This window comes from Pseudoalteromonas sp. Of7M-16 (genome assembly GCF_022347805.1).
In the GTDB taxonomy this organism is placed as follows: Bacteria; Pseudomonadota; Gammaproteobacteria; order Enterobacterales; family Alteromonadaceae; genus Pseudoalteromonas; species Pseudoalteromonas luteoviolacea_F.
In genome coordinates this window covers 33,909-55,590 of record NZ_JAKRFY010000010.1, presented here as the reverse complement: position 1 = coordinate 55,590, position 21,682 = coordinate 33,909, and the positions used below count along the sequence as shown (strand labels likewise).

The window sequence follows — 21,682 nt, the reverse complement described above, 5'->3', positions numbered from 1 at the left end:
AGGGTTTCAATAGGATTTGGCAAGATTCTGAGGTCAACGGTAGCGCAAGCGTCTTAAAGTGAAAACAAACTGTTTACTTTATGGGTCCAAATAGGCAGCTCATTTACAGTAAATTTAATTTATATCTGTTTACTTTTCTTCACATTGTGTTTTTTCTTATTAAAACAAAGGTTTACGTTGTTGAATAAAATTAAAGTTCAAAAAATGTAACTTAATTGTATTTCCATTATTGCAATTAACCATGTAGTCACATTATATTGATGAATGATTCTACTCTCTAAATATAAATAAACACCAAATTAAACAACAAGTCCTAGGGGAAACTATGGCCAAGTATTCATTTAAAGCGACAGCGGTAGCTATGGCTGTCTCAGGTGCTCTTTCAGCAGCATCAGTAAGTGCTGCGACATTAGAGACCAACACTCGTTCACTTAACACAGAAGTAGCAAAAGTAGAGCTATCTGCAAAGCAAGAAAATAGAGCTGAGGCTTTCTTAGTAGTTTTAAAACAAGAAACTGCTGCAAACCTAATGGAGCGTGGTAATTACTCAGTAAGTGATGCACGTCAAACGGTTGCATCTGTAGAGACGTTACAAACAACAGTTAAGCGTGATTTAGCAAGCCTAAATGCAGATATCAAAGTTGTTGGTTCTACTAAACTATTAGCATCAACTCTGATTGTTGAAGCGTCTGATGAAGCACTAGAAAAGATCAAAAAGAATAACAATGTAGCGCGCATCTTACCTTTATATGACTATGAGCTACATGTTGCTGATGCAAACAATTACATCCAAGCTGCACCTATTAATACTGCAGGTTTCACTGGTACTGGCCAAAAAGTTGCTGTACTAGATACAGGTATTGACTACACGCACAAAGTATTTGGCGGCGCTGGTACACAAGAAGCATATGACGCAGCACAGGCAGATCCAGCAGCGGTAACATGGCCACAAGGTCAAGTTGTTGGCGGTTACGACTTTATGCGTAACGATGCGGACCCGATTGAAAACGATCCTGCAAACCCAACTGAAGATGACGCACCAACATCTCATGGTACATCTGTATCACACTCTGTAACGGGTATTGCTCCAGATGTTGAACTTTACGTTTACTCAGTGTGTGGTGGCGGTTGTCCATTTGCAGCTCAGCTAGGCGCACTAGAAGCAGCAATGGATCCAAATGGTGACGGTGATATCAGCGACCGCGTTGATGTAATCAATATGTCACTAGGTGGTGAGTTCGGTTCTACTGATCGTGAAGACGGTACGCAATTCCTAATCCACCAAGCAGTTAAAATGGGTACGAACGTTGTTATCTCAGCGGGTAACGATGGTAACCACCCATTCCGTATCGGCGGTCCAAGCACAACACCTAACGCGCTATCTGTAGGTGCAATGGGTCACCCAGTACTACCTGATCTATTCGCAGTTGGTACTTTAAATGGCGACCGTATTGATGTTGGTACTGCGAGCTTTGGTCCACAAGACCCGTTCTCATTCACAAACGCAGATACAGAACTTGTTTACCCTGAAGCAAATCAAAATGGTTGTAACATCCCTGATCCAGATAACGAAGGTGAAGTGTTAAATCCATTTGAAGGCATGGACTTCACTGGCAAAGCGGTACTAATTGACCGTGGTGCGTGTGCATTCGTTGACAAAGCACTAAATGCGCAAGCTAAAGGTGCAAAATACGTTATCATTGCTAACAATGTTGAAGGCGGTGCGCCAGGTCTTGGTGGTTCAAGCGACGCTGTAACTGTACCGACTATTTCTGTTTCACTAGATACAGGTACTGCAATTAAAGCAGTATTGGCTGCTGGTAATCAGCCAACGTTTAACTTTGGTATTGAATCACACGTTGCAATTGACAGTGTTGCTGACTTCTCTTCTCGTGGTCCTTCAATGGATGGCCTACTTAAGCCAGAAATCACAGCACCAGGTGTTAACATCCAGGTTGCTGCGACAGGTACACTTGACCAGTTAGCTGGTGCAACTGGTACTTCTTTCTCAGGTCCAATCACTGCAGGTGCTGTTGCACTAGTACGTGAAGCGCGTCCAGAACTAAGTGCTGCACAAGTGAAAGCGGTACTAATGAATACTGCAAACCTAAATGTATTCATGGAGCCAAAATCACTAAATGCAGAGACAGAGCTAGCGCCAATCAGTTTAATCGGTGCCGGTCTTGTTGATGTTAAGAAAGCGGTTGATTCACAAACAGTTGCATGGGTACACCATGATGACTACGACACAATTCAAGCTGCACTTTCATTCGGTTTTGACGTCTTAGAAGAAACAACGACGTATACTAAGACTGTATATGTTAAGAACTTCCACACAGAAGAGAAAACATATAACCTACGCACTGAAGATCGCTACACAAGTGATACAGATCTAGGCGCAACAAGCTGGAAGTTCCCTGCGTCAATTACAGTTGCTGCTGGTGAAACTGCTTCTTTCCAAGTTGAGTTAACAATTGACCCAAGCAAACTACCTGCATGGAGCCTACCTAACCCACAAGGTGCAAATGACCTAACTGCACGTGCGGCTGCGTTGACTCTTTCTGAGCTAGACGGTGCACTAATTTTTGATGACCAAGCGCTAGACGGCGATCATGACATCCACATGGTTTACCATGTACTACCACGTGCAAATGAAGGTGTTGAAGTATCTGTTCTTGAAGAAGGCGATAAGCGCGTTCAAGTAACAAACAACGGCTTCACAACCTTTAACGTTGTAACAGATCAGTTGGTTGCTGTAGGTGAAGAAGCATCTGCAGAAGACAAGCAGTTCAATATCCTAAGCACGTCATTCAACGTATACGGCAGCGAGTCATGTGACTCAGGTGCAATCTTCACAGCGTCAATGGCACTACGTGATGAGCTAACAATGCACCGTCAAGCGGGTTACCGTATGACACTAGATGTAAACTACGATGGTGTGCCTGACTTCTTCTTACAGAACTACAACGATGTAGGTCGTAGTGCAGCCGTTATCGGTCGTGCTCGTACATTGAGTGGTCCAATTATCGATGGTGAAGATCAGTGGAGATTCTTGTCAGCAATGTTCCACGAAGGTGGTACTAACACAATTACCTTCTCTGGTTGTTCTAGCCTAATTGGTTTAGATACGTCTAACCTTGGCGACAAGATCATGATCGAAGCGCAAGCGGGTATCGGTAACTACCAGTCAGGTATCTTCGAAGTAACAGACTCTTTAACAGGTCACACTACATTCGAAACTGCGCCAGCTTCTCTAGTTGATGCAGATGGTAACGCTGTTGAATCTCTAGCTCCGGGCGCATCTGCGTTTGTTGATAGCTACAAGCCATTCACACTAGCGTCAGACGACCAAATCTTAGCGAATATCACAGCTGATATGTTACCAGCGGTAGTGGCTCCTATGATTGCTGATGCAGACTTAGAAGTATCTGAAGATGCAGAGGTAGGCCACGTAATTGGTCAACTAGAAGTAGTTGAACAAGACGGTGCTGCTAAGATCTCTGAATTCGAGCTTGTTGCTCGCTCACATTCAGGTATCACAGTACACAAAGACGGTTCAGTTGTTGTTGCTGATGGTGAGCCTCTAGATTACGATGCAGGCGTAATGTCAGTTGAACTAACTGTTGTTGCTCACGATGAAAAAGGCTTCAAGTCAGAGCCTACAAATATCATTGTTGACGTGTTAAACGCAGTTGACGAAGATTCAGAGAAAGCACCATATGTTGCTGAAGGCCAAGAGTTTGACGTTCAAGAAAACGCAGACCTAGGTACTGAAGTTGGCATGCTTGAGTTCATGGACCAAGATGACAATGTTTCTTCATTCAAAGTTGAAGGTTCTGATGCAATTGCAATTGACGCTGAAGGTAACATCACTGTTACTGGCGAAATTGACTTTGACCAAGGTGAGTCTTTCGAAGTAACTGTAACAGCTGTTGATGCAGACGGTCTTGAGTCTGAAGCGGTAACTGTCGTATTCAATGTTGAAGAAGACGAATACGAAGGTAAGCCAATGATCGAAGAAGGTCAGAGCTTCAACATCGAAGAAAACAGCCCAGTTGGTACTGTAATTGGTCAGCTAACGTTCTCTGATTTCGACAACGATGTTGTTGAGTTCATGGTAGCGGGTACTACGTTAATTACGATTAACGAGCAGGGTCAGCTGATTGTTGCTGGTAACCTAGACTTCGAATTCGACCGTCAGTTCAGCTTCGACGTAACAGCGAAAGATGCGGCAGGTAAATACTCTGACGACGTTCGTGTTGAAGTTCGCTTGATTGACGTGAAAGAAGACAACGGTGACGACGATGACGATTCAGGTTCACTAGCTTGGTTGACACTACTAGCTGCACCATTTGCTGCACTACGTCGCCGTAAGCAAAAGTAATATGATTGATATCAGCTGAGCCTGATAATTAATCAAACATAATAAACACCGGCTTTGAGCCGGTGTTTTTTTATGTCCGATTAACGTTGGGATTAGAAACTCATGGGCAGTTCCCCCAAGGTAGATGGAATGGAGGGCCAGCAACACCTTCAGTATAATAAAGGGGGTTATAAATGAGTTCGTTTAGCGTGGGAGGAGCTTATACAAGTATATAAACCCGCCAGCAAATATGGGTAGGGCTTAATTGAGCGCTTATCCAATATCTTTAAAAATCATACCGCGTCGCATACTACGTGTTGCCAACATGACCTCAGCGAGTAACGCTATAAAAGCCCCAATTAAAAGCAGCATGGCAGCAATGAAACAGCTTGAAACTGTGATCCCAAGTGACCACGTATAGAGGTGGGAAATAAACAGTAGCACGACCACTGCACACACCATGAGTGCGCTAAGAACGCTCATGCTAAAAGCGATGTGAATGCAGCGAGAGCGCTTTAGCAAAGCGCGCATTTCTTGGGTGAGCGTAAAATGTAGGGTGTCATCTTGATTGGCATTGAGCTTTCTATCAAGTAAACGTGCTCGGTCTGTAATACGCGCTAATCGATTAGATAAAACACCCAAAAATGCGGCGATCCCTGTTAATAGAAAAACTGGGGCCACAGCGGTTTGGATCACTTTGGCCATGGTTAAGATACTGACAACGTCTGAATTTAGTTCCACTTTACCTGCTCAATAATATTTTCTGTTTCACCAATTAAAGTGTTAACGACGCGGTTGTTTTCATCAAGTAGGATCAGTCGAGGTACCCCTTTATTGGCATATTGGCTGTACACAGTGCGCTGTTCATCTGTGATGAGGGGAAAAGAGACATTATAGTCAGCAGCGAATTGTGCAAGTGACTCTGAGGTCTCTTCTCGGCCAATTGCGACAATGGTGAGGTTGCGATCGGTGACTAAAGGAGAAGCGTTGAGTTCGTTAAACATACGTTGTGAGTCTGAACACCAAGTAGCGAAAAAGATGACTAGCTTTTTGCCCTGTGTATTGGCCAAATCGACTGGTTGACCATTGATGTCTTTAAATGTCAGATGTTTAAATATGTCGCCTTGACTAATATAGGTTTCATAGTCCGCGTTGGGTGTAGTCGATTCAGTGGTGCCACAGGCGCTTATTGCTAAACATGCGGCGGTGAGAAAACTGATTGTGAGCTGACTTTTTATCATTGTTGATTTCCTTATGGTAGGCTGGTCCTATTTACGCGTATTTTTAATCACATAGCAAGCTTTGTGATTGCTGTATTTCCAACACATTTTATCTTTTTACTATGGTTTATCTGAGTCTTTTTTTCAGCGCATTTATTGCAGCGACGCTGTTACCTGCGGCGTCGGAGTTACTGCTTACAGGTATGGTTGTTAAGCAATCAGGTCATGTATTTTTGCTGTGGTGCAGCGCAACCATAGGTAACGTGCTCGGAAGTTGTGTGAATTATTACCTTGGCACACAAGTTGAGCGGCTTAGCCATCGCCGCTGGTTTCCCGTATCGCAGAGCAGCATGGCGAGGGCACAAGCGCATTTTCAACGCTATGGCACATTTAGCCTCTTGTTTGCGTGGTTGCCAGTTGTCGGTGATCCACTGACGCTGATAGCTGGGGTATTTAAAATTAGATTTAGTGCATTCTTATTGTTGGTGAGTATTGGAAAAGGGCTTCGCTATGCTTTGGTGATAGCGTTGGCTATGGGGTTGTTTTGAGCTTGTTGGCAATGCTCCAGTCATCTGGAGCATATGGGTTTTTAATCTATGTTTTGCGCCTTGCGCCACTCAAGTGTTAAAGAAACAGAATCTGCAAAGCGTAGCGCATGGGGTTTATCAACTCGCACACGGGCAAAAGAAACATCCGGGTGCTGGTGACACTCCGATAATATATCTGCCACTAATTTTTCTAGCAGCAAAAAGTGTCCAGTCTCAACCAGCTTGATCACCGATTTGGTAATGGTTTTATAATTAAGCGCATGATCAACTTCGTCTAGCTGAACACATTCAGTGTCAGCGGGGTAGTGGATCTCGATATTGATAACTACGTCTTGTTTTTTTTCGCGCTCTTCGTCATTGAACCCGATGAAGGTTCGTAATCTCAGGTTAGTTATATTGATAATCGCATTATGCATCATTGGCATGTCCTTGCAATTTAGTCGTGTTTGACGAGTTGTAAAAACTCATTGCGAGTTTTTGCATCCTCTCTGAAGTTACCTAACATGACTGAGGTGCGCATTTTCGAGTTTTGCTTTTCTACGCCACGCATCATCATGCACATGTGTTTTGCTTCGACAATCACACCAACACCTCGTGCACCAGTCACTTCTTCAACAGCTTTGGCAATTTGATGAGTCAACTGTTCCTGAATTTGAAAGCGGCGTGCATACATGTCGACAATTCGAGCAAATTTAGATAAGCCTAACACTTTGCCATTGGGAATGTAAGCAATGTGGCAACGGCCGACAAAAGGGAGCAGATGATGTTCACACATTGAGTACAATTCGATATCTTGGATCAATACCATATCGTCAGCATCGGATGAAAACACCGCATTATTGGTTATCTCATCTAAAGTTTGTCGATATCCTTGAGTTAAGTACTCCATCGCTTTGGCCGCACGCTTAGGTGTGTCTAATAACCCTTCTCTGTCTGCGTCCTCACCAACGGCGTTAATGATCTCTGTGTAACTGTTTTTTAATTCTTCATGCATAATAATAACTCACAAAAATTGTGCTTGGGTTTAAATCAATGCATCAAACCCAAACTTACTTTAAATGCCTGCCACCATCAACGGCGAGTGTTCTACCTGTTATATAGTTGCTGTTGAGCAAGAGCTCAATACTTGCAATGACTTCTTTGCAACCCGGTTCTATGCCCATAAGTGACTTTTTGAGGGTTTTGGCTTTATAAGCTTCATCGTCCTGCTCATTAAAAATAATGAGTGATGGCGACACTGAATTGACTTTAATATCAGGTGCATATTTAGCTGCAAAAGAGCGACTTAAATTGTCCAATGCGGCTTTGCTGGCAGCGTATGCAATGTGTTTGGGACTGCCTTTCTCAGCGACATAATCCGTAATATGAATTATGTCGCTAACATCTTGTGATGCTTGTAGTAGCGGGGCCAGCGCCATATTGAGCAAGTAGGGTACTTTAGCGTGTATGCGCATCATATTATCAAACAGGGCATCGTGATTTGGATTGAGTTTTTCACAATCCCAACTCGATGCATTGTGCACTATGGCACGCAGCGCTGGCGTATAATCACTGACTTGGCGAACAAGTGTATCGATGGCGTTTGGTTCATTAAAGTCAACTTGTATACACTTCACACCTTGTTCGGCTAGCTCGTCAACCGAGTCGTGACGGGTTCGATAGGTGACAATGAGCGGTACATTAGCTGCGATGAAGTGCCGAGCAAGTGCGAGCCCAATACGCTGTGCTCCACCTGTGATTAAAATAGGGGCGTCCATTGGTTTCCTTTAAAATTAGTATCTTGTGGTACATTCAAATTCAAGTTTGAGATTGAAGTGAATCAAGAGTCACCAGCTGATACACATAATAGATAATACGAGATAAGTTACCTTTATGATCACTAACTTAGCATGAGTTTTTGTTGGCTGTACACAAATATGTAACTATTTTGTTAAGCCGTGGTGGCTTGTCTAAAAATAGAATAGGGTGCTAAGCGCACCCATCGGATTTAATCGGCTAGGGTTTAGTCATAAACTGTGGGAATAGGCTGTCGCTTGTGCTGGGTGCGCTGATAAATCGCAATCAGTTTTTCTTCTACTTCGAGTGAAACTGGTTTGCCCTCTAAAAAGTCATCAATATTCTCGTAACTTAAGCCCAGCGCAGCTTCGTCGGCCAAGCCGGGGCGATCGCATTCAAGATCAGCCGTTGGCACTTTTTCAACAAGCTGTGCGGGTGCGCCTAAATGTGCAGCCAGTGAGCGCACTTGACGTTTAGACAGGCCAAATAATGGAGCCAGATCACAGGCGCCATCGCCGAACTTGGTGTAAAATCCGGTGATGTTTTCTGCGCTATGGTCCGTACCAACAACTAAACCTGCGCTAAGCCCTGCAATTTCATACTGAGCAACCATGCGCTGCCTAGCTTTTACATTACCTTTGACAAAATCAATTTGAGTTTGTGTTGGGAGTGTCAAATTTGCTTCATTCATGGCTTGAATAGCCTGCTCATGCATCGCATCGGCGGCAGGTTTAATATTGACGGTAAGGCGTTTACTTGGCTTGATGAAATCCATCGCCATTTGTGCCTCGTCTTCATCTGCCTGCACACCATAGGGAAGACGCATAGCGATAAATTGATAAGATTTATCTTGTTGTTCTTGGTTCAATTCATCTACTGCTAGCTGGCAAAGACGGCCGCAGGTGGAAGAATCTACTCCACCGCTGATCCCAAGGACAAGGCTGGTGCAGTGTGCGGAAAGCAAACGCTGTTTGATAAACTGCACTCGACGAGTGATCTCTTCGGTTACATTAATAGAAGGTTTAACTTTCATTTCGGCAATTATAGCTTCGCGCATTGAATATCCTCAGGCCTCTTAATAATCTTCACAAACAGTGTAATAGATCCGTAAGTCTTGGGGCAACGATGTTTTTTGCCTCAGACAACTTAAAGCCCCAAATGCTGTTTGATTGCTTTTAACTCAGCTTTTAATTGATTGATTTCTTCTAACAGCGAATTGAGCTCGCTTGGTTCATCAATGGATGCAATGGGAGTGTCTGCTGGAGCTGGTACATCGCCAAATAGGTGCTGATAGCGACTTTCTCGCTTACCAGGCTCTCTTTCTTGTTTTACCACTAGTTCTTGCTGTTGTAATTGATTAAGCGCCTCTTCGACTTCGGCTACATTGGCAAATTCGGCAAGACGGCCACTGCGAGTGCGTAATTCACCAGGTGTTTGTGGACCGCGTAAAAGTAACAAGCACACAATCGCTCGCTGCTGCTCATTTAATTGCAGGCTACTAAACTCGGTATTACAAAAGCGGTGAGTGTATTTAGAAACACGACCTGACAAAGCTTCATCACACATAACTAAACGCTGAGACTTTAGTTGTGACAGGCCATCTAAAACCTCAGCTTCTGTGAGCGCTAGTACGGGCTCTCTATTTGACTTTTGGTTGCAGGCATTGGTCAGTGCATTTACAGACAGTGGATATTGATCTGGTGTGGTGGTTTCTTTTTCTAGCAAACAACCAATCAAGCGTTGTTCGATCATAGTGAGCTTCATAGTTTCCCTTTTCAAGTAGTATCGTAAATGAAATTTGCAAACCGCTTGTTGGCTTTGTGACAAGGAGCCAAATCGGAATATGGGTGTCAGCAATTTGCTTTACTCTATGCTATTTAAAGATATTTTCCTAGTTGAGCCAGTCCATTCTTGTAGTGATTTTGTCAACAAATCAAAATTGATTGGCTTGCTTAGGTAAGCGTCCATACCCGCTGCTAGGCATTTTTCTTCATCACCTTCCATGGCATTTGCCGTGAGCGCGATAATTATCGTGTCTTGGTGCTGCTTGCCGCATTTTCCATGACGTATTTCTTGAGTGGCTGTGTAGCCGTCCATTTCTGGCATTTGGCAGTCCATCAAGATCACGTCATAAGGTTGCTCTAGGCTTTGTAAGTGCTCAATTGCAAGGCGACCATTGGTTGCGCACTGTGCTTCAATGCCTATTTTTGCCAGTAAGCTAAGTGCCACAGTTTGGTTGATTTTGTTATCTTCGACCAATAAAACAGAGCAATTGAGCTGCACCCCCTGGTTCTCTGATTTGGCAGTATGCTTTTTTTGCACCAGTGTCAGCGCATTGGCGGGTGTAAGTGGAGCAAGTATGGTATTACAGTCGTGGGCATGCGGCAGTGCTGCTAATTCTTCAGGCGTGTGGCATAAAATAGCGTAGTTAAGTTGATGTTTTTTTATAAACGTAAACAAGGCCTGTGAAACCAGTTCTGTACTGTGACTTAATACCGTGGCAGTGACGATAAGCGCGGGGTGAGAGTTACACTGTGATTCACAAAATTCCAGCGCATCTGGAATGGTTAAAAAATGCTCTGTGGGAACTCGCCATGCATTGAGCATATGCCGTGCACTCAGTTCAGTTTGAGCGTGCTGATCTATTATAAGTAGGTAGTCACTGGTGCTATCTAGCGCTTTTATGGGCTGCGCATCTTGCAGTTCAATATAAAAAGTAAAGGTGCTGCCAATACTGAGTTTACTATAGGCATGCAGTGCCCCGCCAAGGAGTTCGCACAGCTGTTTGGCGATGGTTAGACCTAGCCCTGTGCCGCCAAATTTGCGAGTGGTTGAGGGATCTGCCTGTGTAAATGAGTCAAAGATTTTGTCTAGTTGCGCTTTGCTGATACCAATGCCTGTGTCTTCAATACTGCACCATAATCGCGTGTTTTGGTTACTTTGTTCTGTATAACAAGTTAGGGTGATCTTACCATTTTCAGTGAATTTGATGGCATTACTGATCAAGTTGTTCAGTACTTGCTTCAACCTGTGTGGATCAGTTTTAGCAAATTGATATTGCATATTACGGCTGTCGAGAAACAGCTCGGTATGCTGCTCGATGGCTTTAGGGGCAAAGGCTGAAAAGCAGTCACTGATAATCTGAATTAAGTCACATTGCACTGTATCAATTGACATTTTTCCGGCTTCGATTTTTGAAAAATCGAGAATGTCGTTGATGATCGTCAGCAAAGATTCCGCGGAGCTCTGGGCCAAGGATAAATGGCGTCTTTGCCCGTCATTTAAGGTTGAACCGCTCAAGATATTGAGCATACCGAGTATACCGTTCATTGGGGTACGAATTTCATGGCTCATGCTGGCTAAAAAGGATGCTTTGACTTTGGCCGATTGTTCCGCCAGCTCTTTTTCCATGATGGCTTTGTGCTGTGCTTTTTGTTGTTGTTGGCTACTAAAGAGGCTTGCCAGCATGGCGGCGATGGCTTTTAAAAAGCGTTTGTCACTTTGGGTCCATTGTGGGTGTGCAGTATTAAATTCCGCAGTTAAAGTGCCATATAGCGTGTCTTTAAAAAATATCGGCACAAACACAATTGCATCTATTTCAAATGGTGAGAGGTATTGCTCATTGATCACTCGGGTTACGGGGTGGCTTTTTGCCGCCCAGGCTTCGATAATATTTTTATCGGCCAGAGCACTAAACAGTGCCGCCTGAGAGGTTTTTCGCCATGGTGGGTAGTGCTGTAAGCTGTCTTTTTTCGTATTACTAAAACACACCGGGTAGAGATGAGTTTGCTCCTCACTAAATAGCCAGATACTTGCTCGGGATGCGTTGACACCTTGGCAGGTTGTGTCGATACACAGTTCTTGCGCTCTGTCTAAATGGTTGTTGAGTATCACTTCATGGGTGCTAAGTTGGGCTAAAAGCTCGTTGTTTTTGGCGACTTTTTCATGCTCAACTTCCATGGTTTTACGCTGATGAATATTTTGAATTGAACCATATACTTCGAGCGTTTTGCGGCCCGACGTTTTAGTTTGTGCTTTGATAAGTACCCAGCAAGGAGGTTTATCTTTAGGGACTACTAAAAATTCACCTTGGAAACCCTGACCCCTTTTTATCGCTGTGCTCATGGCATCTTGAAATTTCTTGCGCTGTGCACCCTCCTTAAAAAACTCTGTACTGCCCATCCACGAGGGGTGGTAATGTGTTGGTACATTAAAAATTTGCTTGGTCACAGTGGACCAGTTGATGTGATGGTTGCTCAATTCAACTGACCACGCTCCTACTTCAGCTAAAGACCCCATACTGGTTAAGGAGTTGGCTTGATCTTCAAGCTGTTTTAGCAAGCGCGTAAAAAAGATAAAAGCGACAACAAATATTATCACGATAGTGAGTAGTGCCAGCCTAAACGGCCACAGTGCAGAGTCCTCACCTGACCAACCAAATCTAGGCGCAGCGTAGAGCAGCCAAGAGCCCGAAGGCACATTTATCTCAAAGGATAAAGGATTGAGATGTTGAATATCACTTGAGCCATAAAAATAGGCTCCCTGCTCTCCACGCGCGTGTTGCCCGCGAATGGCTATTTGGTAGTTGTCTTCCAGTTCGTTTAGTCGGGCACTTTGATACAACTTTTGCATATCAATGACCACTGAGAGTAGCCCCCAAAACTGATCCTCGGATTTAAAAACGGGCACCCGTGCTATTAATGCTTCTCCGCCTTGGACGAGCTGGAGGGGACCTGCTAATACGATTTCTCTGGTTTCCTGAGCCTTTAGCGCTTCAACTCGTTGGGTGGGGTGGGTGCGGTAGTTTAACCCGAGCGCTTTTTCATTGCCCTCCAGAGGGTAGACAAACTGTAGGATCATATCCGGCGCAGCGCCTAAATTGCGCAGTATGTCATCCGACTCAAATAAAGGGGACGCTATATTTGCAAATTTTTGTTGGCTGAGCTGATCTTCATTGGCAAGTGCAATAGCAAGCCCTCGCACTAATTGAATATTAGCTGCAAGCTGCCCCTCTATACGGGTGCGGTAGACATTGACTTGTTCATAAGTGCGGTTTTTTTGTACTTCTATGAGGTGCTTATGGTTAACACGATCAACATACCAACCTGTGGCGATGATCACCGTCAGCAGCATTAACACTCCAAGTTTGGATAATATTGCTTTCCTTGGCGGCACAACATTCTCAGTTTGCATGTTTTTTCTGTCGGTTCCATGAATTATTTAACTATAGTTGTCTTGCCTAAAAGTCGCCAAATCAAACCTTGTTTAAACCAAGCTTAAATAAATTGCAAAAAAAGCGTCGTAAATTTAAAGCATCAAAAGTGTCTTTGAACGTGGTGAAATGAATTGCTATAACTGTGTTGGCGAATAGGGTAGGTTGCAACGGTGCGTATCACCCGCTTATTTGTAGAAAGGAAAGTATATGTTGAAATGGTTTAGGGTAGGTGCTTCGGTCTTGGTTATAGGCATATTGACGCTTACGGCAGCAATATATGGGGTACTCTCACTGAGTTTACCTGCTTTGGATGGCCACACTCAAAGCAGCAATTTACAAGCAAACAGTAAGCTGAGCCGGGATGCTTTAGGGCAGGCGGTGATACATGCACAAAATCGTCAAGATGCTGCATATACGATGGGTTATGCGCATGGCCAGGATCGTTTCTTCCAGATGGACTTGCTGCGCCGAAATGCCGCTGGTGAATTGAGTGAGCTTTTTGGTGAAGGGGCTGTCTCACTTGATAAATCCCTTCGGTTTCATCAGTTCAGAAAACGCAGTGAAGAGATTTTTGCAACCTTGAGCGCTGCAGAGCAAACCTTATTGCATGTATACGCTCAAGGCGTCAATGATGGTCGATTGCAATCGGGCATGTCAAACTTCGAATATTTATTGCTTGGCGCTCAAGCCCAAGATTGGCGTCCTGCGGATTCCTTGTTAGTTATTTTCAGTATGTATCTGGACTTGCAGACAGCTACGTTCAGAAGAGATAAAACACTGATCCATATTGCTGAGCAGTTTGGCCAACCTATGGTCGACTTTATCCTTCAGCCAAGTAAATTCCAAGCGGCACTTGATGACAGCCAATTGTCCACAGCGACAGTGCCGATCCCTGCATTGACACAGCCAGTTGAGGTTGCGAGAAATGTGACAAAAATTGAAGAAACCCCTCTCTATGGCAGCAATAATTGGGCTGTGACTGGGAGCTTGACAGAAACAGGGGCTGCGATGGTATCAGACGATATGCATCTTGGCCTCAATGTGCCGTCCATTTGGTATCGTGCTCAAATAAACTACCACACTGATTCAGCTCAGCCTGTGACGGTTACGGGTGTCAGTTTACCAGGTGTGCCTGCCATTGTGGTTGGTAGCAATGAACATATTGCATGGGGTTTTACCAATGGGTATTTGGATACAGCAGATTGGATTGTGCTATCGGAGCAAGATGAGGAGCAAACGGTACTTGAAGAGATCAAACTGCCAAACGGTGAGGTGCGGACTTACGCTCTCTCTATGAGTCAATTTGGGCCAGTTAAGCAGTTCAATGGTAAACGCTACGCGCTGCAATGGGTTGCGCATCAACCTTACGCCGTAAACCTGAACTTATTACAGTTGGAGCAAGTGGTATCAGTAGAACAAGCACTCAAAGTAGCAAGTGATGTCGGGATCCCAGTCCAAAACCTCATGGTAGTTGATAAACAGGGTAATGCGGCTTGGCAGCCGATAGGCGCTTTGCCATCTAGGGTCTTTCCAAGTGATTTGGCAGTTTCGTCCGTGCGTGCAGAGTCATTGCTTTGGAAAGCGAATGAGGCGGTTCGTCCACACGTGATCAACCCTGACAATGGCAAGCTGTGGACAGCCAATTCACGAGTGATGTCGGCCATAGATCATCGTCGCTTTGGCGATGGAGGTTACGCGCTGGGTGCGCGTGCAGTCCAAATTCGCGACCGATTATTAGCGGCTGAACGATTTTCCGAAACAGACTTCAATACACTACAACTAGATAATGAAGCGCGCTTTTTAATGCCATGGCATGACTTGCTGGTTGATACACTCACAAGTGCATCAGGCAAAGAGCAAAATTACAAACAGGCACTTGCCTATTTGGCTAATTGGCAAGCTTGCGCGTGCACGGATTCAGTTGGTTATACGCTAGTGAAGTTTTTTAGAAAGAGTGTGATTGATATTGTTTTTAGCCCCGTTGAACAGTATCTGCAAGGTCAAGATGAAACACTGGCACATTTAGCGCGTTACTTTGAGCCAGCTTTGTGGCAATTGATCCAAACTCAGCCCAAAACTTGGTTGGCGGGACATCAAGATTGGCAGCACTTGTTAGAGGCGGCATATTTACGTACTCATGCTAGGTTGCAAACAAAATTTGGCGCCGGTATGGCTAATTGGACATGGGGCGAGGTGAATACTTTGACCGTACAGCACCCATTTAGTCAGCAAATGCCATTTTTAAGCCGCTTTTTAGATATGCCCGCTGTCCCCGGGTTTGGCGATAGCTATATGCCGGCAGTTCAAGGAAAAAGTTTTGGTGCATCTCAGCGCTTTATCGCTCAGCCGGGACATTTGGAAAATGCAGTGATGACGGTCGCTGGGGGGCAAAGTGGTCATCCGCTGTCACCGTATTATCGCAAAGGCTTTAGCGCTTATGCTGAAGGTCAATTGACACCTTTGTTACCTGGAAGCATACAGCACACTATTGAGTTTTCGGCTCAGTAAAAAGTTATTGTAGGGAGTGCTGGACCGCATCTGAATGGGCGCTGGTGGTGCGGTTTCGCCCTCGAGCCTTACTCATATATAAAGCATCATCAGCGAGCTTTACAGCAACTCGAAACGGCAAAGCGGGGTGCCACTGAGCAACGCCAAAGCTCATGGTGACTGGCAGACGTTGATCATTAAATGAGTGGGTTGCAATGTCACGACGCAAGCTTTCGATACGCGCTTGCGTTGTGGCTAAATCACAGTTGACGAACACCAGTAAAAACTCTTCTCCCCCCCACCGCACCGCAATGTCTGAGTGTAATGTGTGTTGCTGTATTTTTGATGCAACTTCAATAAGAACCTCATCGCCTATTTCATGACCATATTTATCATTGATGGTTTTAAAATGATCAATATCGGCCATGATGACGGATAATTGCTGTGATGTTTCAATACTGTTCTCTTGCGCATTGTTGATCAGTTCTTTTGCGTAGCGGCGGTTAAACAGATTAGTCAGCGGGTCGATGGCGGCCATCTGAGCAAGTTGATAGCGGTTTGAAAACGAAACCTCTCTAATGTGGCCAATGGTATAAATACTGGGAAGTGCACAAATAAGCACATTGATAAAGTGAATATAAGGTGCAAACTCACTGAATAAGAAGGTGTTTTGTACTTTGTTGAACAGTTCAAAGAGCATGGCAAACGTAATTATTAATAGCAGAGCCAATGCTGACGCAAATTTTAATTTGAGTTGGTAATCAAGCAAGATCAGGCTGGCAATGGTCCAAAGATAATATTGAAACCCATAATCCATGCCCAGTGTGGCGCACACGAAAACGGAGTGCACAGTGACTTCGATGCAAAACAGTCGCAGGGCTAGGGGAGTTTGGTGCATGTACAAGAGCTTGATCCCTACAGCCCACGCAATCACACTGCCCACATTAACTGCGGTTAATATCCAAATATCACAGTACCAAAAAAAAACCAGCAACAGACTATGAAGCGCCAAACAGTAATAAGCCAGCTGTTTGAACAAGCGGTTTTTTACCAGTTCGACAGTATCTGGCTGACTAAAGTAATGTTGACGTGTTGCCACCCCAACTCCATTTGTGTTTCACCGTTACTACAGTATAGGAGAAGTATTACAAGCTGAAAACTTGCTGGTGAATAAGTGATGCGGTGAGCAATATGCAGCGCAATTGATGGTATCACAGTGCAATAATATCATCTGCCATTACTAAAACAGCTGCGAGTGCAATTAAACTGAGTCCCAGCGTATCACGCTTTTTAGGCGGTGATTTGAGCCAATAAGTTGCGATTAACAAAGTAAAAAACACTTCGATTTGACCTAAGGTTTTAACATAGGCGACGTGCTGTAAACTCATGGCACTGAACCAGCCGATAGAGCCAATACAGCTGGTGGTGCTGATCAATAATACCAACGGGAGGTGCGCTCTGAGTGTTTTCCAAATCTGAGGTTCTGTAAGCCAGCTATATCCGCTTAATAACAGTGTTTGACAACTGAGCACTGAGAGTAAAACCCAGCCAGCACTGTGTGGAAAAGGTAAAGCCAAGGTCAGTGCGGCTTCTCGCACCCACAGCGACGTCAACGCAAAGCAGGTGCCGCATAAAATACCAATTGCTGCGGTTTTAAAATTGAGTTGTTTAAAGCTAAATCCACTCAGTAGCAGCACTGCAATTCCACCGATTAGCACGCCAATCCAGCCTACAAACGTCAAAGCAGAGCCAAAAAATAGCATGCCGAGTATCGCTGCCACTAAGGCTTCACTTTTTGCTAAGCCCGCACCTGTTGCAAAGTTCTTTTGTTTAAATAGTACCACCATGAGTGCCGTCGCGATGATCTGCATGATGCTGGCACCTAAGATGTAGATTAATAAGGTATTTGAGAACTGTGGCGTTGGCGCCGGGTTAAAGTAGTAAAGTAAATATAAATACAGTCCAGCCAAGGGTGTGGCAAAAATAAATCTAGCCAGAGTCACGGCGTTGACGCTGGCATGTTTGCTGAGGTGACTTTGTAGCGCATTACGCCAAGCTTGGCTAAATGCGGCGAGACAAGTAAATAAAAACCACCCCATGATCTGCTCCTTTGTTTAAAACTGCGTTGTTAAAATACAACTGTTATGTCTTGTTTCATAATGAATTTTTGTGATGTTGGCTATTTCGAATTGTGACTAGACAGCACTGCGACAATCTGTCGCAGTGCGCTTTGCAACCTGTATGCATATACTGACGTCGATGTTACTCATAAAGCCACTGAGATGTGATTGGGTGGCTTTATTTCTTTTTGCAGCTCTCCTAATACTCTCTGTTGGTTGGAATGATTTCATTTCTTGATAAATTGCGCTTAAATAGTGGCCAAGTGATTATCAAGGAGTGTTTATGAGTGTCATTATTGTGTGTGCACTGATCGGTGTGCTACTACCCTATTTAGCAAAAGTCCCCATTATCATTGCCGCAAGTAAAGAGGGGGGCTACGACAATAAACAGCCAAGAACACAACAAAGCCAATTGTCTGGTCTTGGCGCCCGCGCTGTTGCTGCGCACTACAACTGTTTTGAATCTCTTATTGTATTTGGTCTTGCGATTGCGATCGTGCTCGCAACTGGGACGACTGGCACATTAATTCAAGGCCTGGCAGTCACTCATATTGTGGCAAGGTGCTTGTATTGTGTATTTTATTGGTGTGATTTAGATAAGTTGCGCTCATTGAGCTGGCTGGTGGGCATTGCCTGTCCCATAGGTATGATTGCGATGAGTCTGTAATCCGATGAGCGCTATACGGACAATACCAATTTCGCGATATCTATCTGACAATATTGTCCTTCTGGTACCGTCTTTGGATCGAGGATGAGATTGGCAATACGCACACGGTACAAGTCTACCACTTGCCGGCCACAGTGTTTTGCCATTTTCCTTATTTGGCGGTTGAGACCCTGTTTTAGCACAATCTTAAATGTTTTTTCATCGATTTGAACCACTGTGCATGGCAGGGTAGTTTGCCCGTCGACCGGGACTCCGTTTGACAGTGTTTCACAAAAGGTTGCATCAATGGGTTTATCAACTTTGACAATGTATTCTTTTTCCTGATGTTTATCTGGGTGGATCAGCGCGTGACATAACTCGCCGTCATTGGTGAGCAATAATAGGCCTCGGCTATCTTTGTCTAGCCTGCCGATTGGGTAAACACGTGAGCCCTTTGGCAGGTGATGAAACAGGCTACTTGGGTCTTGCTCACTCAACTTACAATCGATGCCAACTGGTTTGTGATAAAGATATAGTAACTTGGGGGCCAGGCCCGCGACTTTTTGCCCAGTGACCCAGATATCATCTTGTTCTGTGACATGATCAATGTGGTTTGCCGCTCGGCCATTTACTTGTACTTGGCCTAATTCAATTAATCTGGATGCTTGTCGTCTTGAACAAACTCCGCAATGGCTGAGGTACTTGGCTAGGCGCATAGGTGCAATAACGGAGTTTTCAGACATTTATGAGGAGCCGTAATCAGGATTAAAGAAAGGCAAACTATATCAAATCTCAATCAGTATGTATCCGCCATAAACTTCAATTGAATATAAAGCGTATAACACGTATTTGGAGGTATGTTATGAAAATCACTCTGGCGGCACTGGCAGACAAACCAATTATCGATAAGTTTATTGTTAATTCACTCGATCAAGCACTTTACCAACTTAGCGTGTGCTTGGGCGATTCGGAATATATCGTTGTCGATGCACAAGGCAAAGGGGTGAAAGCGCATAACCCACTGGCACTGCAAAAGCTCGTCCAACATCTGCCATATCAAAAAATGATGTTACGTCATCAAAGCGCCTATGACGAAATGATAGGGCAGCCAGTACGCCAAAGCAGTAACCTACTTGAAGTTCCCTTTGGGGACAACAAGTTATACTAGCTAAATGTTGACATTGTGTTTGATTTTTATGAGCTTGATGTCTCTATTGTACGGTTATTGTCAATTCTTCAAATTGAGCCATAGTGGTTAAACTGTAAGTAATACAAGGCTTTTATAAGGCTTACATGAGAATTAATTGTGTAAAAAATTACTTTTCTTAAAAAAATTCACACTTTATTAAAACAATCATATATATTGGAGTTACACTTAATGTAACTTGGGTTAAATTGGTGTTACTGGTTGTGGAGATCAATAAATTACAGAGACAATTGAGTCAATGTGGTGATCTCGTACGAGTAGGTGGACCGCATGAACGTGGTCATCAGGTCCCTGCTCGTGCGATTTCGAGAACAAAGACATTGCTATCGCTAGGTGCTAATGACAATTGGCGCTTTGATAAAGCATTTCAGGCACTCAATCCTGAATGCCAGATCATTGGTGTCGACCATAAGCTTTGTTTATCGTCAGTGATCAGTGAGGCATTTGGCAGTGGTGTTAAGTCATTGCGCAGTGCGCTGTCAGGCAAGCTCAAACAGAGCAAGCGTCACGCAAACTCATTACTTAACCAAATCTTACTTTATACATTTTACACCAGTAGTAATCGGCTGTTACGCCGTCGTGTTAGCACACAAACTAACGAAGTGGATATCAGCTTAGAAACCTTAATTGCTGTCTATGGCACGATAGATGACAACGCCACTATGTTGAATATTAGTATGTCCTGCGACGAATATCATTTAGTTGACGATATCATAACGTTGGAAAGCATGCTCAGTGTGGTAACAATTGAATTATCGCCAATACCGCAGTGTGTTAAGCAAGTTGAAGCATTTATAGAGCGCATGTCAGAGTGTTTTGATATCGTTTATGTGTCTAGCAATGGAGTGGATGTTGACAAAGCGGCATCCATAGACTGTTTAGTTGCGCCTCTTGAGCTGACATTCATGAATAAAAGGCTGTCAGCGTCTAGCGCGTCATAGCTCTTTGTGGACTACCTCGGTTTTAAAATCAGCTCGGCTTGCTGCTGATCTATTTCAAATTCGAAATGACGCAAAAAATTCATGCCAAGCAACCCTGGTCCGTAATGGGACTGCTCCATTACCCCAAATTCAAAAGGGGTTTTTTGTTTGCTGCCAATTTGTATTCCAGTGCTCATATAAAAGGGAACTTCGGTAATGCCGTTAGCCGTGCTCACTCGGCGAGAATTTAAATAGTTTACGTCATATGCGAGCAGTTCGAACTGGGCGGCTGTCAGTGCCGTAATACTTGCCCCGGTATCAATCATTAAAGAGATTTCTTGCCCTGCTATTTGCGCTTTTAAAACATAGTGTTCACCACGGCGCTCCAAGGGAATTCGCTCTACCTGTTGTGTGACGTTTTCAAGGGCATCTTTGAGTGGTGCGATCGCCTTATGGCGTTGCTGTTGAGCACTTAGCTGTGTGAGCAATAATTCTGCCTCTAATGGGTTATTCAGTGCTAAGTGCGCCTCGATAATGGCGGCAATGATAGGGAGGTTATTAGGCTGCTCACTGAGCCAAATTTGCCCTTGTGCGATTATTTCATGCCAATCGCTGTGTTCTTTAAGATGGTTTAAACGCTGAGTTATCAAGGCTGTAACGATATCCTGCAAATGTTGATATTCAGGGTAGAGGTGCAGCAGTTTGATATAGCGATAAATCGCTTCATTTTGCTCTCCTTGCGCAAGATAAACATCCGCTTCCAATTTAAGCGCTGCAAAGTCTTTGGGGGTAACTGCTAGAATACGTTGTACAAACAATAAGATACTGGCAAGTTGCTGTTCACTTTTGAGCTTCAAGTCCCTACGCAGCTTCTTTAGCCATGCATGTACTGTGTTTAGCTGCTGAGTAGGGTTGGTACTATCGTGCCAAAGGCGCGCAGCGGTGAGTAAATCGCCCGCTTCAAAGGCTTGATCTGCCAGCTCTAAAGGGGTGTGTGTTTTGACAAGTTGGACGTTTGTGTGCGGCGCAGCGGGCATTGAGTCTATACTGACACCGGGTTGTTGCGGTTCAGCGGGGAAGAGCATGCTTTTTAGCAATGAGTGTGGTCGTTGCCACTCTAGGTAGACATTGAGAGACAGGGAGCAGACAAGTAAAAATCGAATAAAATATCGCATAATTG

General features: G+C 44.3%; 18 protein-coding genes. 6 read left to right on the top strand and 12 right to left on the bottom strand.

The window, feature by feature from the left end; genetic code table 11:
- The first annotated feature begins 325 nt into the window (after positions 1-325).
- Entirely contained in the window at positions 326-4,384 is a 4,059-nt protein-coding gene (locus tag MHN81_RS12265) for a S8 family serine peptidase (protein WP_023399029.1), read from the top strand.
- A gap of 252 nt (positions 4,385-4,636) precedes the next feature.
- Here MHN81_RS12265 and MHN81_RS12260 read toward each other — a convergent pair whose 3' ends face one another.
- Positions 4,637-5,068, bottom strand: coding sequence for a DUF2721 domain-containing protein (locus tag MHN81_RS12260; protein ID WP_036975968.1), 432 nt, complete (start codon positions 5,066-5,068; stop codon positions 4,637-4,639).
- Between the two features lie 26 nt (positions 5,069-5,094).
- Positions 5,095-5,604, bottom strand: coding sequence for a TlpA family protein disulfide reductase (locus tag MHN81_RS12255; RefSeq protein WP_023399031.1), 510 nt, complete (start codon positions 5,602-5,604; stop codon positions 5,095-5,097).
- A 101-nt stretch (positions 5,605-5,705) separates the two neighbouring features.
- Here MHN81_RS12255 and MHN81_RS12250 point away from each other — a divergent pair, with 101 nt between their 5' ends.
- A complete protein-coding gene (locus tag MHN81_RS12250; RefSeq protein ID WP_239425826.1) occupies positions 5,706-6,131 on the top strand; it encodes a YqaA family protein in 426 nt (141 codons plus the stop codon).
- Positions 6,132-6,172: 41 nt separating this feature from the next.
- Here the strand turns inward: MHN81_RS12250 and folX are convergent, their stop codons facing one another.
- The 6 genes from folX to MHN81_RS12220 all read right to left on the bottom strand — a co-directional run bounded on the left by folX (position 6,173) and on the right by MHN81_RS12220 (position 13,100).
- Complete coding sequence (folX, locus tag MHN81_RS12245; RefSeq protein WP_036975970.1) at positions 6,173-6,547, bottom strand: dihydroneopterin triphosphate 2'-epimerase; 375 nt, start codon at positions 6,545-6,547, stop codon at positions 6,173-6,175.
- A gap of 20 nt (positions 6,548-6,567) precedes the next feature.
- The gene (folE, locus tag MHN81_RS12240) at positions 6,568-7,125 is read right to left on the bottom strand and encodes a GTP cyclohydrolase I FolE (RefSeq protein WP_023399034.1); all 558 of its coding nucleotides are present in this window, start codon (positions 7,123-7,125) and stop codon (positions 6,568-6,570) included.
- A 55-nt stretch (positions 7,126-7,180) separates the two neighbouring features.
- Complete coding sequence (folM, locus tag MHN81_RS12235) at positions 7,181-7,888, bottom strand: dihydromonapterin reductase (protein WP_023399035.1); 708 nt, start codon at positions 7,886-7,888, stop codon at positions 7,181-7,183.
- 245 nt (positions 7,889-8,133) lie between these two features.
- Positions 8,134-8,964 (bottom strand): ammonia-dependent NAD(+) synthetase, encoded by an 831-nt coding sequence (gene nadE, locus MHN81_RS12230; RefSeq protein WP_239425825.1) that lies wholly within the window; start codon positions 8,962-8,964, stop codon positions 8,134-8,136.
- 89 nt (positions 8,965-9,053) lie between these two features.
- Complete coding sequence (locus MHN81_RS12225) at positions 9,054-9,671, bottom strand: YceH family protein (protein WP_023399037.1); 618 nt, start codon at positions 9,669-9,671, stop codon at positions 9,054-9,056.
- A 99-nt stretch (positions 9,672-9,770) separates the two neighbouring features.
- Positions 9,771-13,100: an ATP-binding protein gene (locus MHN81_RS12220; protein ID WP_239425824.1), complete on the bottom strand. Its 3,330-nt coding sequence runs from the start codon at positions 13,098-13,100 to the stop codon at positions 9,771-9,773.
- A gap of 229 nt (positions 13,101-13,329) precedes the next feature.
- Here MHN81_RS12220 and MHN81_RS12215 point away from each other — a divergent pair, with 229 nt between their 5' ends.
- Complete coding sequence (locus MHN81_RS12215; RefSeq protein ID WP_239425823.1) at positions 13,330-15,630, top strand: penicillin acylase family protein; 2,301 nt, start codon at positions 13,330-13,332, stop codon at positions 15,628-15,630.
- A gap of 4 nt (positions 15,631-15,634) precedes the next feature.
- On the opposite strand, the gene MHN81_RS12210 is transcribed toward MHN81_RS12215, so the two are convergent.
- Together MHN81_RS12210 and MHN81_RS12205 are read right to left on the bottom strand one after the other, a co-directional pair.
- Positions 15,635-16,708 carry a GGDEF domain-containing protein gene (locus MHN81_RS12210; RefSeq protein ID WP_063383371.1) on the bottom strand — a complete coding sequence of 358 codons (1,074 nt, stop codon included), beginning with the start codon at positions 16,706-16,708 and terminating at the stop codon, positions 15,635-15,637.
- A 112-nt stretch (positions 16,709-16,820) separates the two neighbouring features.
- Positions 16,821-17,708 (bottom strand): DMT family transporter, encoded by an 888-nt coding sequence (locus tag MHN81_RS12205; protein ID WP_023399042.1) that lies wholly within the window; start codon positions 17,706-17,708, stop codon positions 16,821-16,823.
- 304 nt (positions 17,709-18,012) lie between these two features.
- On the opposite strand from MHN81_RS12205, the gene MHN81_RS12200 reads away from it, so the two are divergent.
- Entirely contained in the window at positions 18,013-18,396 is a 384-nt protein-coding gene (locus MHN81_RS12200; protein ID WP_023399043.1) for an MAPEG family protein, read from the top strand.
- An 11-nt stretch (positions 18,397-18,407) separates the two neighbouring features.
- On the opposite strand, the gene MHN81_RS12195 is transcribed toward MHN81_RS12200, so the two are convergent.
- Positions 18,408-19,118 carry a pseudouridine synthase gene (locus MHN81_RS12195; protein ID WP_023399044.1) on the bottom strand — a complete coding sequence of 237 codons (711 nt, stop codon included), beginning with the start codon at positions 19,116-19,118 and terminating at the stop codon, positions 18,408-18,410.
- A 119-nt stretch (positions 19,119-19,237) separates the two neighbouring features.
- Between MHN81_RS12195 and MHN81_RS12190 the strand changes: the two genes are divergently transcribed.
- Both MHN81_RS12190 and MHN81_RS12185 read left to right on the top strand, forming a co-directional pair.
- Positions 19,238-19,543, top strand: coding sequence for a DUF6482 family protein (locus MHN81_RS12190; protein WP_023399045.1), 306 nt, complete (start codon positions 19,238-19,240; stop codon positions 19,541-19,543).
- Between the two features lie 242 nt (positions 19,544-19,785).
- On the top strand, positions 19,786-20,523 hold the full coding sequence (locus tag MHN81_RS12185) for a hypothetical protein (protein ID WP_239425822.1): 738 nt from the start codon (positions 19,786-19,788) through the stop codon (positions 20,521-20,523).
- An 11-nt stretch (positions 20,524-20,534) separates the two neighbouring features.
- On the opposite strand, the gene MHN81_RS12180 is transcribed toward MHN81_RS12185, so the two are convergent.
- A complete protein-coding gene (locus tag MHN81_RS12180; protein ID WP_023399047.1) occupies positions 20,535-21,677 on the bottom strand; it encodes a retropepsin-like aspartic protease in 1,143 nt (380 codons plus the stop codon).
- Positions 21,678-21,682: the final 5 nt, after the last annotated feature.

What these genes read in the sequence shown, in the direction of transcription:
- MHN81_RS12205 (WP_023399042.1), bottom strand. Translation starts at nt 17,708, where the DNA reads ATGGGGTGGTTTTTATTTACTTGTCTCGCCGCATTTAGCCAAGCTTGG.
- MHN81_RS12225 (WP_023399037.1), bottom strand. Translation starts at nt 9,671, where the DNA reads ATGAAGCTCACTATGATCGAACAACGCTTGATTGGTTGTTTGCTAGAA.
- MHN81_RS12220 (WP_239425824.1), bottom strand. Translation starts at nt 13,100, where the DNA reads ATGCAAACTGAGAATGTTGTGCCGCCAAGGAAAGCAATATTATCCAAA.
- MHN81_RS12180 (WP_023399047.1), bottom strand. Translation starts at nt 21,677, where the DNA reads ATGCGATATTTTATTCGATTTTTACTTGTCTGCTCCCTGTCTCTCAAT.
- MHN81_RS12265 (WP_023399029.1), top strand. Translation starts at nt 326, where the DNA reads ATGGCCAAGTATTCATTTAAAGCGACAGCGGTAGCTATGGCTGTCTCA.
- folE (WP_023399034.1), bottom strand. Translation starts at nt 7,125, where the DNA reads ATGCATGAAGAATTAAAAAACAGTTACACAGAGATCATTAACGCCGTT.
- MHN81_RS12200 (WP_023399043.1), top strand. Translation starts at nt 18,013, where the DNA reads ATGAGTGTCATTATTGTGTGTGCACTGATCGGTGTGCTACTACCCTAT.
- MHN81_RS12195 (WP_023399044.1), bottom strand. Translation starts at nt 19,118, where the DNA reads ATGTCTGAAAACTCCGTTATTGCACCTATGCGCCTAGCCAAGTACCTC.
- MHN81_RS12260 (WP_036975968.1), bottom strand. Translation starts at nt 5,068, where the DNA reads ATGGCCAAAGTGATCCAAACCGCTGTGGCCCCAGTTTTTCTATTAACA.
- MHN81_RS12255 (WP_023399031.1), bottom strand. Translation starts at nt 5,604, where the DNA reads ATGATAAAAAGTCAGCTCACAATCAGTTTTCTCACCGCCGCATGTTTA.
- nadE (WP_239425825.1), bottom strand. Translation starts at nt 8,964, where the DNA reads ATGCGCGAAGCTATAATTGCCGAAATGAAAGTTAAACCTTCTATTAAT.
- folM (WP_023399035.1), bottom strand. Translation starts at nt 7,888, where the DNA reads ATGGACGCCCCTATTTTAATCACAGGTGGAGCACAGCGTATTGGGCTC.
- MHN81_RS12215 (WP_239425823.1), top strand. Translation starts at nt 13,330, where the DNA reads ATGTTGAAATGGTTTAGGGTAGGTGCTTCGGTCTTGGTTATAGGCATA.
- MHN81_RS12250 (WP_239425826.1), top strand. Translation starts at nt 5,706, where the DNA reads ATGGTTTATCTGAGTCTTTTTTTCAGCGCATTTATTGCAGCGACGCTG.
- folX (WP_036975970.1), bottom strand. Translation starts at nt 6,547, where the DNA reads ATGCATAATGCGATTATCAATATAACTAACCTGAGATTACGAACCTTC.
- MHN81_RS12190 (WP_023399045.1), top strand. Translation starts at nt 19,238, where the DNA reads ATGAAAATCACTCTGGCGGCACTGGCAGACAAACCAATTATCGATAAG.